This window comes from Brevundimonas vesicularis (genome assembly GCF_900445985.1).
GTDB classification, from domain to species: domain Bacteria; phylum Pseudomonadota; class Alphaproteobacteria; order Caulobacterales; family Caulobacteraceae; genus Brevundimonas; species Brevundimonas vesicularis_D.
Window position 1 is genome coordinate 337,861 of sequence record NZ_UAQP01000005.1, and the last position, 13,379, is coordinate 351,239.

8 protein-coding genes are annotated in these 13,379 nt (G+C 67.6%); 6 read left to right on the plus strand and 2 right to left on the minus strand.

Annotated elements, in window-relative coordinates; translation table 11 throughout:
* Positions 1-190: 190 nt before the first annotated feature.
* Positions 191-1,546 (minus strand): metallophosphoesterase, encoded by a 1,356-nt coding sequence (locus DT343_RS01745; RefSeq protein ID WP_220116428.1) that lies wholly within the window; start codon positions 1,544-1,546, stop codon positions 191-193.
* A gap of 249 nt (positions 1,547-1,795) precedes the next feature.
* Here DT343_RS01745 and DT343_RS01750 point away from each other — a divergent pair, with 249 nt between their 5' ends.
* The 6 genes from DT343_RS01750 (at position 1,796) to pyk (ending at position 12,344) form a co-directional block, all read left to right on the plus strand.
* On the plus strand, positions 1,796-4,033 hold the full coding sequence (locus tag DT343_RS01750) for a TonB-dependent receptor (protein WP_112861512.1): 2,238 nt from the start codon (positions 1,796-1,798) through the stop codon (positions 4,031-4,033).
* 600 nt (positions 4,034-4,633) lie between these two features.
* Positions 4,634-6,667: a TonB-dependent receptor gene (locus DT343_RS01755; protein ID WP_112861513.1), complete on the plus strand. Its 2,034-nt coding sequence runs from the start codon at positions 4,634-4,636 to the stop codon at positions 6,665-6,667.
* Between the two features lie 162 nt (positions 6,668-6,829).
* Positions 6,830-8,038 carry an LL-diaminopimelate aminotransferase gene (locus DT343_RS01760; RefSeq protein WP_112862539.1) on the plus strand — a complete coding sequence of 403 codons (1,209 nt, stop codon included), beginning with the start codon at positions 6,830-6,832 and terminating at the stop codon, positions 8,036-8,038.
* 3 nt (positions 8,039-8,041) lie between these two features.
* Positions 8,042-8,986, plus strand: a complete 945-nt coding sequence (locus DT343_RS01765; protein ID WP_112861514.1) for a DUF808 domain-containing protein — start codon at positions 8,042-8,044, stop codon at positions 8,984-8,986.
* Between the two features lie 72 nt (positions 8,987-9,058).
* On the plus strand, positions 9,059-10,762 hold the full coding sequence (locus DT343_RS01770; protein ID WP_112862540.1) for an alkaline phosphatase family protein: 1,704 nt from the start codon (positions 9,059-9,061) through the stop codon (positions 10,760-10,762).
* A gap of 136 nt (positions 10,763-10,898) precedes the next feature.
* Positions 10,899-12,344: a pyruvate kinase gene (pyk, locus tag DT343_RS01775; protein WP_112861515.1), complete on the plus strand. Its 1,446-nt coding sequence runs from the start codon at positions 10,899-10,901 to the stop codon at positions 12,342-12,344.
* Here pyk and DT343_RS01780 read toward each other — a convergent pair.
* On the minus strand, positions 12,341-13,378 hold the full coding sequence (locus DT343_RS01780) for an oxidoreductase (protein WP_112862541.1): 1,038 nt from the start codon (positions 13,376-13,378) through the stop codon (positions 12,341-12,343). The two genes, pyk and DT343_RS01780, sit on opposite strands and share 4 nt — an antisense overlap.
* Position 13,379: the final 1 nt, after the last annotated feature.

Below are 13,379 nucleotides of genomic sequence, written 5' to 3' on the forward strand. Positions count from 1 at the left end.
AAAAAGCCGCGGGATCATCGATCCAGCGGCTTTTTGCTGCCCAACATCTACCCTCGATTTGCGAACCGTATCCCTCGTACAAAGGCGTCAAACGCAGCAAAATCGGCGCCGCTACAAAGGCATCGTGTGAAATCTGCCCCGCCCAACCGGCAGGTTGCAGGCAGCGGCCAGGTGTGTGGCGGCTGCGCGCTCAAACCTTCAAGAGCGCGGCGGCTGCAGCGTGTTTCACGGTCCCTTCAGCGACCGCTTCGAAACGAAGGCCCGTTACGCCGAAATATTCCCCTTGGTTCGTAGCGCACCAGTCGGTTGTGGCGATGCGAACGTGATCGGCTTTCGGTGAAACCACCGCCGCATAGAGGAAGTCGCCGTTACGGTCGGCCAGGGGCATTGCGCGGTCCTGATTGGCGCGAGCCATGACGCGTTCCAACTCTGCGCGTGACACCGTGGCGATCATCAGCTTGCCGTCAAAGCGGACGATGGAATCAAAATCATAGCGGCTGACCGGCCCGGCGGGGACGCCGGTCCCCAGGGTGGTGTGGCCGATAAAGCCGGCGTCGGCGCCGGCCGCCTGGGCCAGTCCGGCGGCGACACGCCGACCCGTATCGCCCAGCGAAAGGGCGCGAGGGCTTTTTCCGAGAATGGTCCGTTCCTCGTCGGTCAGATTGGCGGCGAGAGTCGCGGCGATCAGGTCCGCCAACGCAGGAGAGGCGGGGGCGTCCCGCGCGACGGCGCGCGACTGGGCCGTGACCGAGCCGTCTGACAGAAACTCGGCTGCCGTATAGGCCGCAGTCCAGGAACCGGTGTGGACATAGGCGCTGCGGCCCTGTCTGTGCTGGAACAGCAGATGGTTGTGACCGCCGATCATCAGGCTGCCGTCCGGCAGCAGCGGCAGGATATCCCGGTCCGCGGTCACCCCGGCGTGGCTCATGACCATGACCAGATCGCCCCCGGCCAGAGCCCCGGCGAGATTGGCGCTCGCCCAGTCGGCGGCGGCGGGGATCGACAACTGCTCGCGAGACGCCTTGGGATAGGTGGTCAGCGCATCGGTCGCCAGGCCCACGACCCGCAGCGAACGGCGACCGAAAGGCAGGGTCGTGGACGTGTCCGCATAGCCGGCGCCTGTGCGCGTATCGCCGATGGTGCTGACAACCTGGATCCTCAAACCCTTCAGGCGCGCGACGACGTCAGCCAGGTCGGGGGTCAGGTCGTTGTCGTGATTGCCCAGGTTGAACACGGTGGGCGCGATGGCCGGCAAGGCCGCCAGAAAGGCCCAGTCGACCACGCCGCCAGACCGCGCGGCGACGACATTGCCGTGCTCGAAGATGTCGCCGTCAATGGCGATGACGTGGGGGACGGGGTTGGCGCGGACTTCGGTCTCGAAGGCGGCCAGCAACTGCGCGGTTCGCTCATAGGCCGAGTGCATGTCCGACACGGCGAGCACGCGGCCGATCACCTGCGCGGGCTTCATGCCGATCAGTCCTGGCGTGATCGCCGTCGCCCCGGCGAGTTGAAGCAACCGGCGACGGGAGGGCGTGACAAGAGGCATACGCGATCCGAACGATGTCCAGGAGGACGTGCGGAGCGAACTCACGCAGCTGTTCAGGTTCGCATTTCGGGCGCCCCGGCACAATGGCGCCGCACCCTTCATCCCCCGCCCGAAGACAGATTGTCACACGGGTGTGGCCGCGTCTTCAAAGGTTCAAGAAACAGGTCCGCTCTGCACTGGCGGCCATGGCTGTGAAGCTTTACGGCCTCGCGCGACAAGTCCTCCCCTGTCGCCAAGGAAATCTCGATCATGCTTCGCCAAGCCCTTCTGGCCGCCACCGTCAGCGGCATCGCCCTGTTGAGCGCCGGCTCGGTTCTCGCCCAGACGACGGACGCCGCCGTTGAGCCCGCCGGCGTCGACGACATCGTGGTTACGGCCCAGCGCCGCAGCGAGAACATCCGCGACGTGCCGTTCGCCGTCACCGCCCTGAGCCCGCAGACCTTGCAGGAGGTTTCGGCCGGCGGCGCCGACATCCTGTCGCTGTCGGGCCGCGTGCCCAGCCTGCAGGTCGAAAGCTCGAACGGCCGTTACGCGCCGCGCTTCTACATTCGCGGCCTGGGCAATGTGGATTTCGACTTCACCGCCTCGCAGCCGGTGTCGGTCGTGCTGGACGACGTCGTGCTGGAGAGCGTCTATCTGAAGGGCTTTCCCCTGTTCGACGTGCAGCAGCTGGAGGTTCTGCGCGGCCCGCAGGGCACGCTGTTCGGCCGCAACACGCCCGCAGGCGTGGTCAAGATCGACACCGTCAAGCCGTCGGACGACTTCACCGGCTTCGGCTCGGTGACCTATGGCAACCTGGGTTCGACCCGGGCCGAGGCGGCCGTCACCCTTCCGGCGTCGGACACGCTTCAGGTGCGCGGCGCCATCCTGTGGAACCATCGGGACGACTGGGTGAACAACGCCTTCAACCCGTCCTTCGCCAATGCGGACAAGGATGACCTGGGCGGCTTCGACGACTTGGCCGCGCGCGTTCACGTCGCCTGGACCCCGACCGATCGCCTGTCGACCCTGCTGACGCTGCAGGCCCGCGACTATGACGGCACGGGCACGATGAACCGCGCCAACGCCCTGACCAAGGGCTCCAACAAGCTGAACGACAACTTCGACCGCGACACCGTCCATTACGACGGCGGCCGCAACAACTTCCAGAAGCAGAAGACGACGTCCGAATCGTTGAAGGTGGCCTATGACTTCGGTCCCGCCACCCTGACGGGCATCGTCGGTTCTTATCAGGGCTGGTCCCAGGGCGACGGCGACATCGACGGCGGCGTGGCTACCGCCCCGGCGACCGCTTCCTACAAGACCCCGTTCAACTCCGAGACCGGCACCCTGTCCAGCGACCTGCTGCAGAACACCTACGAGCTGCGCCTGGCCTCGAACGGCGACGGGCGGGTCGGCTGGCAGGTGGGCGCCTTCTATTGGGACGAGCGCTTCAACCTGGTCAGCGGCACGTTCAACGGCGTTGGCGGTCTGATCCCAACCAAGATCACCGATATCGTGCAGAAGTCCGATTCCTGGTCGATCTTCGGCCAAGGCAGCTACAAGGTGACCGAGGCGCTGAAGGTGACGGCGGGTCTGCGCTACACCGATGACAATCGCCACTACAACGGCCGGATCGTGGTCGGAACGCCCGTTGGCGGCCAGGGCACCGTGTCGGTCGGGGACCAGCAGGTCAGCTGGGACGTCAGCGCGGTCTATCAGGTGAACGACGACCTGAACCTGTTCGCCCGCGTGGCCAAGGGCTATCGCGGCCCGTCGATCCAGGGCCGCAACCTGCCGGTCCTGACGACGGCGAATTCCGAGACCGTCATGTCCTACGAAACGGGTCTGAAGGCGCGGATGATGGACGGCCGGGCGCGCTTCAACGCCACCGCCTATGTCTATGAAGTCAGCGACATGCAGTTCACCGCCATCGGCGGCGCGGACAACTCCAACCGCCTGATCAACGCCAAGAAGGGCGAGGGCTACGGCCTGGAGCTGGACGGCGACATCGATCTGGGCGCGGGCTTCAGCCTGGCGGCCGGCGCCGCCTGGAACCATACCGAGATCAAGGACAAGGACCTGCTGGTCGCCGTCTGCGGCTCCAACTGCACCGTGACCGATCCCGTCGTCATGGTGGGCGCGACCCGTCGCGCCAAGATCGACGGCAACCCCTTCCCCCAGGCGCCGGAATACACCGCCAACCTGACGCTGAACTACGTCAGGCCGCTGGGCGCTGACACGGAGCTGTTTGCCTCGACCGACTGGGTCATGCAGAAGAACTTCAACCTGTTCCTCTATGAATCGGTCGAGTTCATGCAGGACACGCATTTCGAAGGTGGGATGCGCGCAGGCTGGCGCGATCTGTCGCGCGGTATCGAGGCCGCCGCCTACGTCCGCAACCTGACGGACGAAGAGAATGTGATCGGCGCCATCGACTTCAACAACCTGACGGCCTTCGTTAACGAACCGCGCACCTATGGCGTGCAACTGACCAAGCGGTTCTGATCCGCAGGTGCTGAGACGTCGTTTCCGCAGGCTGGCGGACCGACGTCTCAGCAATGTCTCCAGGCGGGACGGCACGGGGAAGTTGTATCCCGACCGACGACATCTCACGCGATCGCGTTGAGATAAGAGCATACCGCTCGTTCGACATAGGAGCGACCGGTCCGCTTGCGGACCGCCGATCGGGCGATCGTCCTTTCCTCTAGTGTTTCGATCAGGGCTGTCCCGCTGCTGATTCCGTCCGCCTGCATGGTTTCCGCGCCACCGACCTGCCGTGCATGTCCGGCATGCGGAAGCGCGCGCCGCCGCGCGGCCAAAGGTCCTGGAGACGGCGCAGAAGAGTGCGCTGTCAGGCGGCTTGGCCGCCCCACTCGATCGCCTAGCCTGTTCGGATTTTGAGGCGTCCCCTGCCATCGCACGCCCAAACTTGTGACCCGCGTCATCCACAAACCGGGACCAAATCCGCAGCGTGTCATGCCGCCGATCTCAGTGTGCCGGCGGAACAGTGCGCTCACGCCCCGTATCGAGGCGGTCTGGACCTGACGATCTTTTTCTTTTTGAGGCAGGCTTTGCCCTCGGGTGGCAAAGCCGTAGGGACGGCGCATGATCCAGGACGTTCCTGCCCCCGTCACCCCCGCCGCCTTGCCCGAGATCGTCGTCACCGCCGCGCGTTTGCCGCCGGCGGCGGCCGATGCTGCGTTTTCGGTGGTGCGGATCGATGAGGCGGTGCTGTCCCGATCGCCGCGTCTGGACGAGGCGTTGCGATCCGTGCCCGCGGTGTCGCTGTTTCGGCGTACCAGCAGCGCGGCGGCCAACCCGACGACGCAAGGCATTTCGCTGAGAGCCATTGCGCCGTCTGGGGCAGGACGGACGCTGGTGCTGCTGGACGGCGTGCCGCTGAACGATCCGTTCGGGGGCTGGGTCATCTGGTCCCAGGCGACGCCGGAATCCCTGGAGAGTCTGGACGTGATTCGCGGGGCGGGCTCGGGCCCGTATGGCGCAGGCGCGCTGACGGGCACGATCACCCTGCGTGAACGGGGGAAAGGCGGAGCGCTGGATGTGTCCGCGTCCGAGCGCGGCGGACTGCGGGCGGCGGGGTCCGCCTCCACGCGACTGGGACCTTTGGTGGTGACGTTGAGCGGTTTGCGCGAAGTCAGCGACGGTTATGTGCCGGTGCGCGGGTCGGCGGCCGGGGCGGCGGATACGCCGCTTGATCTCGACAGCCGAAGTGCAGCCCTGCGAGTCGATACGGCGCTTGGACAGGCGAACCTGTCGGTGCGGGCGGCGACGTGGGAGGAGGATCGCGGATCGGGCCTGGCCGGAACCCGCGCCAACGCCAGCGGCCACAGCCTCAGCGCCACGGCGGCGCAGGCGCCGACGGCCGACGGCTATGGCTGGCGGCTGCAGGCATGGCGGATCGACAGCAATCTGGCCAACAGTTCGGCCTCGGTGTCGGCCGACCGCTTGACCACGACGCCGGCCAACGATCAGTTCAAGACGCCCGCGACGGGATGGGGACTGAACGCGGCGCTGCGCCGCCGCATGGCGGATTTCGCGGGCGGACGGCTGGAGTGGGAGCTGGGCGCCGATGCGCGCTTCAACGACGGCGAGACCAACGAACTGTTCAGCAATCCGACGGGGGCGGGCTTCACCCGCATTCGGCGTGCGGGCGGGGAGACGGCGGTGGCCGGCGCCTACGTCGATGCGTCCTGGACCGCGGCCGACTGGCTGGTGGCCGGCGGACTGCGGCTGGATCGGTGGGAGAATACCGGCGGATTCCGTCAGGAGAACACGCTGGCGACCGACGCCGTCCTGCTGAACGAGAGCGACCCGGATCGGTCGGGCGAGGTGGTCAGCGCGCGTCTGGCCCTTCGGCGTGATCTGGGCGGCGGCTATGCGGCGCGGGCGGCGGCCTATTCCGGGTTCAGGCCCGCCACGTTGAACGAACTGCATCGGCCGTTCCGCGTCGGCAACGACATCACCGAGGCCAACGCCGCCCTGACGCCGGAAACGCTGAAGGGCGTGGAGACGGGATTGGCCTTCGAGCGCGACGGCATACGCTGGGGCGCGTCGGTGTTCTGGAATCAGATCGAGGACGCCATCGTCAATGTGACGCTCGGGTCCGGGCCGGCGACCTTCCCGCGCGCCGGGTTCGTGCCGGCAGGCGGCGTGCTGCGCCAGCGCCAGAACGCCGGGACCATCGACGCCTGGGGCGCGGAACTGACGGGGGCGCTGGACCTGTCGTCAGCCGTGTCGCTGAACGCCGCTGCGTCCTGGACCGACGCCGAGATCGACGGCGGATCGTCCGCCGCGCAGCTGACCGGCTTGCGCCCCGCCCAGGCGCCGGAGTGGAGCGCCACGGCCGGGCTGGATTGGCGCGCGACCGATCGACTGACCTTGGCCCTGGCGGCACGTTACGAATCGAGCCGGTTCGACGACGACCTGAACAGCCGGGTGCTGAACGCCGCCGTGACGTTGGATGCGCGAGGGGAGTGGGCCTTCACGCCAAACGCGACCCTCTGGATGGCGGCGGACAATCTGTTCGACGAGGATGTCGAGGTGTCGGAAACCGGCACGGGCGTCGCCGGATACGGCCCGCCGCGAACCGTCAGCGTCGGTCTAAGGTTGAGCTATTGAGGGCGCTAAAAGCCAGCCACTCGACCAGGTTTTTGCGCGACGCACAGATTTCGTCCGCCTGACGGGTGAAAATGACCTTCAATGCTGTTGCGCGAGGCCGCTGGCGCGCTAAGCGCTAAAGGCGGTCGATCCACGGCCGCTGATCCCAACGACGAGCCTGTCATGTCCGAAGAATTCTACCGCATGAAGCGGTTGCCGCCCTATGTCATCGCCGAGACCAATGCGATGCGCGCGGCGGCCCGTGCGGCAGGCGAGGACGTGATTGACCTGGGGATGGGCAACCCCGACCTGCCGCCGCCCCAGCATGTGATCGACAAATTGATCGAGGTGGCCAGGAAGCCCGACGCCCACGGCTATTCGGCGTCACGCGGCATCCCCGGCCTGCGCCGCGCCCAGGCCAACTATTACGGCCGCCGCTTCGGCGTCGATGTGGATCCCGAGACCGAGGTGATCGTCACCATGGGCTCCAAGGAGGGCTTGGCCAGTCTGGCCACCGCCATCACCGAGCCGGGCGATGTGATCCTGGCGCCCAATCCGTCCTATCCGATCCACACCTTCGGCTTCATCATCGCCGGGGCTGCGATCCGCAGCGTGCCGACCACGCCGGACGAGAAGTATTTCGAGGCGTTGGAGCGGGCGATGGCCTTCACCGTGCCGCGGCCCAAGGTCCTGGTGATGAACTATCCGTCGAACCCGACGGCGGAGACGGTCGATCTGGCCTTCTATGAACGCGTCGTGGACTTCGCCAAGGCGAACGATTTGTGGATCATCAGCGATCTGGCCTATTCGGAGCTCTATTACGACGGCAAGCCGACGGTCTCGATCCTGCAGGTGCCGGGCGCCAAGGACGTGGCCATCGAGTTCACGTCGCTGTCGAAGACCTACAGCATGGCCGGCTGGCGGATGGGTTTCGCGGTCGGCAACAAGAAGCTGATCGCGGCGATGACGCGGGTGAAATCCTACCTCGACTATGGCGCCTTCACGCCGATCCAGGCGGCGGCGTGCGCGGCGCTGAACGGACCGCAGGACATCATCGAGCAGAACCGCAAACTCTATCACCGCCGGCGCGATGTGCTGGTCGAGAGTTTCGGCCGCGCGGGCTGGGACATTCCCAAGCCGGCCGCTTCCATGTTCGCCTGGGCGCCCTTGCCGCCGGCGCTGAAGCATTTGGGCAGTCTGGAGTTTTCCAAGCAGTTGCTGACCCACGCCAAGGTCGCGGTGGCGGCGGGCGTGGGCTATGGCGAGAACGGCGAGGGCTTCGTGCGCATCGCCATGGTCGAGAACGAGCAGCGCATCCGCCAGGCCGCGCGCAACATCAAATCCTATCTGAAATCGCAGGGCGTCAATGTGCCGCCCAGCCGGGGAGACTGAGCCATGCCGTCTGGACTGATCGCGCTGCTGGACGACGTCGCCGGCATCGCAAAGCTGGCGGCCGCGTCGCTGGATGACGTGGGAGCGGCGGCGGGCAAGGCCTCGACCAAGGCCGCCGGCGTGGTGGTGGACGATGCGGCGGTGACGCCGCGCTATGTCATGGGCCTGTCGCCCAGCCGCGAGCTGCCGATCATCAGCAAGATCGCGCTCGGGTCGTTTCGCAACAAGCTGATCTTCATCCTGCCGGTGGCCCTGGTGCTCAGCGCCTTCGCGCCTTGGGCCATCACCCCGATCCTGATGTGCGGCGGGACCTATCTGTGTTTCGAGGGGGCGGAAAAGCTGCTGGAGGCGATGGGGCATGGCGGGCACGAGGATGCCGCGCCGGTCGCGCGCGATGCAGCGGCGCTGGAGAAGACGACGGTGTCGGGCGCGGTGCGCACCGATTTGATCCTGTCTGCCGAGATCATGGCCATCGCCCTGGCCGATGTGGCGGCGCAGCCGATCCTGACCCAGGCCGCTGTGCTGGCTGTGGTCGGCATCGCCATGACCGTGGTCGTCTATGGCGCGGTCGGCCTGATCGTGAAGATGGACGACATCGGCCTGCATCTGGCTCAACGGCCCAATGGCGGGGTGCGCGCTTTGGGGCGGGGTCTGGTCAAGGGCATGCCGATGGTGATGAGCGCCCTGTCGGCGATCGGCACGGCGGCCATGCTGTGGGTCGGCGGCGGCATTCTGCTGCACGGTTCCCATACGCTGGGGCTGCACTGGCCGGCGGTACCGGTCGAGCATCTGTCGCATGCCGTCGGCGAACTGTTCGGGCCGTTGGCCGGCGTGATGAGCTGGCTGACGACGGCGGTGGCCTCGGCCGTGATCGGGCTGATCGTCGGCGGCGCGGTAGTGCTGGTCCTGCATCAGGTCGCGCGCCTGCGGTCCAAGGAATCGCACTAGGAGCGAGCCGGGCTGTCACGCGGGCGCCATCCGCGACAGCTAGAGGCCGCACGGCTGTTGTTGGAGTTGTTCATGTCCCTGTCGCGTCACGTCGCCGCCGCGTGTCTGGCCGCCTTGTCGATCGCGGGCGCCGCCTGTGCGGGCGCGCCGGTCGCCCAGCCGGCGGTTCAGGGGGCCGCGCCTCAGGCGTCGGCTGCGGCCCTGACGCCGCCCAAACTGATCGTGACCATCGTGGTCGATCAGTTCAGCGCCAACCTCTTCAACCAGTATCGCAGCCGCTACAGCGGCGGCCTGCGCCGGTTGGCCGACCAGGGGCTGGTGTCGATCAACGGCTATCAGACCCACGGTCTGACCGAGACCTGCCCCGGCCACTCCACGGTTCTGACCGGCATGCATCCGGCCGAGACCGGCATTCCCGCCAACGACTGGATCGACGGCAAGACCGGCAAGGAAGTCTATTGCCTGGCCGCGTCGCAGAACCATCTGGCGCACGGGCGCGACGACACCGACAATGGGCCGGTGGGACCGGATCAGCTGCGCGCGACCACGCTGGGCGACTGGCTGAAGGCCGTCAGTCCGGACAGCAAGGTCATGGCTGTGTCCGGCAAGGATCGCGGGGCGATCAATCTGGCCGGTCATCAGGGGCAGGCCTTCTGGTTCACCGACGGGTTTGGACTGACAACCTATGTCGAGCCGGGACAGACGGCCGAGGCGAAGCTGGCGCCAGTTGCAGCGTTCAACCGCGACTTCAACGCCTGGACGGCGGCGACGCCGGTGGCTTGGGACTATCAGAACGCGGACTGCCGGGCGCTGGCGGGCGACTGGACCATTCGTGGCCAGACCTTCCATTCGGTGCTGCCGCCGGCGGGGCTGAAGTTCGACACCTCGCCATTGCTGGACGAGCAGACGCTGAAGGCGGCGGAATATCTGCTGGACAGCCAGAAGCTGGGGCAGGGGGCGGCGACCGACATGCTGGGCGTCAGCCTGTCGGCCACCGACCGGATCGGCCATATGTACGGCACCCAGGGGCCGGAGATGTGCGAGCAGATGCACCGGCTGGATGCGGCGCTGGGCGCCTTCCTGGACAAGCTGGCCCAGGTTCCGGGCGGCGCGCTGGTGGTCTTGACGGCCGATCACGGCGGTTCGGACTTCGTTGAGCGGCTGCACGAGCATGGCTATCCGCAGGCGCACCGCGCCGACACCGACGCGATCAAGGGCGTCAACGCCGCGCTGAAGGCGCGCTTCAACCTGGACGCCGATCCGCTGCAGTCCGGCGGAAGCGGCTGGATGGTCGCCGATGCGGACCACAAGTCGCTGCCCGATCCGTTGCGGACACAGGTGGCGGAGGCGGCGGTCGAGATGCTGCGCGCCCTGCCCGACGTGGCCTTCGCCGAGACGCGCGACCGGCTGCTGGCCGAGCCCTTGCCCGACAGCCGTCAGCCCGAGATGATGACGGTGCGCGAGCGGATGCGGTTGTCGACCGTCGCCGAGCGATCGCCCGACATCCAGTTCGCCTGGACCCAGAACACCACCTCGGGCGGCCGCGTCGGCTCGACCCTGGCCGGACACGGCACGCCGTGGGAATATGACCGGCGCGTGCCGATCATCTTCTGGTGGCCGGGCGCCAAGGCGGAAGAGCGGTTCCTGCCGATCCGCACCGTCGATATCGCCCCCACGCTTGCTCATGTGATCGGCGTCGCCGCGCCCCAGGTCGAGGGCCGATGCCTCGATCTGAACGGGTTTGCCGTGGCGGCTTGCGGGGCGGCGGCCAGATAAACTCCTGTTTCCGGCCGTCAACTCATGTTTCCTGAGGGGAAGGCGGCCTTACGCAGCGCGGGTTTCGTTGGCAGAAGAGGGCGAAATCGCCCAGGCGGCCCCGTTTTGCCGTCCGAGAGAGCCAACAGGAAACGTCATGAACCGAGCCCGTCGCGCGCGCATCGTCGCCACCCTGGGACCCGCCAGCCGTGCGCCCAGCACCGTCAAGGCGCTGGCCCAGGCGGGGGTGGACGTGTTTCGCCTGAACTTCAGCCACGGGTCGCATGAGGATCACGCCGCCGCGTTGAAGGCGGTGCGCGGCGCCGAGATGGCCTTGCAGCGTCCGCTGGGCGTGTTGGCCGACCTTCAAGGGCCGAAGCTGCGTCTGGGCCGGTTCAAGGACGTCGAGATCACGGTCAAGCCGGGCCACACCATGCGTTTCGACCTGGACCCGACGCCCGGCGACGAGACACGGGTGCAGATGCCGCATCCCGAAATCTTCAAGGCGCTGCGCAAGGGCATGCTGCTGCTCCTGGACGACGGACGGGTGCGTCTGCGTGTCGGCGAGCGGACCGATGAATGGGCCGATGTGACGGTCGAGAGCGGCTCGAAGCTGTCGGACCGCAAGGGGGTGGCGGTGCCGGAGGCGGTGATCCCGGTTTCGGCCCTGACGCCCAAGGACCGCGAGGATCTGGCCTTCGCCCTGCGGATGGGCGTGGACTGGGTGGCGCTCAGCTTCGTGCAGAAGCCCGAGGACATGGCCGAGCTGAAGCGGATCGTCAACGGGCAGGCGGCCTGCCTCGCCAAGATCGAGAAGCCGGCGGCCCTGGCCGATCTGGAAGCCATACTGGACTATTGCGACGGGGTGATGGTGGCACGTGGCGATCTGGGCGTTGAGCTGGATCCCGAGGATGTGCCGGTGGCGCAAAAGCAAATCGTGCGCGCGGCCCGCAATCGCGGCGTGCCGGTGATCGTGGCGACCCAGATGCTGGAATCCATGACCAGCGCCCCGGCGCCGACCCGCGCCGAGGCGACCGATGTAGCCAATGCGGTCTATGAGGGCGCGGACGCCCTGATGCTGTCGGCCGAGACGGCGTCGGGCGACTATCCGCTGGAATCCGTCGGCATCATGAGCCGTATCATCGAGCGGGTCGAACGCGATCCGATGTGGCCCAGCCTGATGGGCGCCGAACATGCCGGCATGGACGAACATGATGTGGACGCCCTGGTCGGGGCGGCGCGGATGGCGGCGAATGCGCCCTCGACCGGCTGTCTGGTGGTGTTCACGACCCTGGGCGGCACCGCGCGGCGGATGGCGCGCGAGCGGCCGCTGAAGCCGATCCTAGTGCTGACCCCCAATCCCAACACCGCGCGGCGGCTAGCCCTGGTCTGGGGACTGGAGCCGCGTCTGGGCGAGCAGCCGGACTCGCTGGAGGCCGTGACGGACGACGCCGTCAACAGCGCGGTCAAATATGGTCTGGCCGAGCCGGGCCAGCGCATCCTGATCCTGGCGGGCACGCCGTTCGGGGCGCCGGGCGCGGCCAATCTGCTGCGACTGGCTCACGCGCCGGCGGCGACGTCGAAGGGCCGCAAGAAGAGCTAGAGAGCGATCTCGCGCCGCTCCGCCCCGCTGCGCAGACCGGCGTCGAGGATGCGCATGACGGTCAAGGCCTGGTCGGCCGGGACAGGCGGCGGGCCCTTGCCGAGGATCGCATCGCGCATGGCGGCGTAGAAGGCGGGATAGTCGCCGCGCTCGGGCGTCGGCGTGATGCAGACGGTTTCGCCATCGATCTGTTTCGTCAGTTCGCCGGGCGAAGGATCGACGCCCCAGTCCGCGTCGCCGGGACGCAGGCCGGCCTTGGACTGGCTCTCCTGTGCGTCGATGCCGCGTTTGATGAAGCTGCCGCCCGTGCCGTGGACGGCGTAGCGGAGGCTGGCCTCGGCGGCGAGGTGGCTCATGTTCAGGATGACGCGCAGCCGGTCGTAGCGGAGCAGGACGTGGGCGTAGTCGATGGCCGTGGCGCCCTGCCTCTGGGCCTGGAGGTCGGCGTACACGCCCAAAGGCGCGCCGAACAACTGCACCGCCTGATCCACCAGATGCGGACCCAGGTCGGCCCAGACGCCGCCGTCGCGTTTGTCCTTCCAGCGGTCGGTGACGGTCGGACGAAAGCGGTCGTAGTGGCTTTCGAACACGGCGACGTCGCCCAGTTCGCCCTGGTCGATCAGGCGGTGCAGGGTCAGGAAGTCGGCGTCCCAACGGCGGTTCTGAAAGACGCTGAAGACGCCCGGCGATGACGCTGCGACGGCGGCGACTGCTTCGGCGTCGGCCAAGGTCGCCGCGAAGGGTTTGTCCACCACCACCGACTTGCCGGCCCTCAGCGCGGCGATCGACTGTTCGGCGTGCAGGGCGTCCGGCGTGGCGACGACGATCAGGCCGATGTCGTCGCGGGCCAGGGCGGCGTCCAGATCGGGCAGGACCTCGACGTCGGGCAGGTCGGCGTGGACCGCTTCGGGCCGTGACGAGACGGCGGCGGCCAGGCGCAGGCCGGGCGTTGCGGCGATCAGGGGGGCGTGGAAGGTCTGGCCCGCCAGGCCGTAGCCGACGACGGCGACGCCGATGGGTGCGTGTGAGGTCATG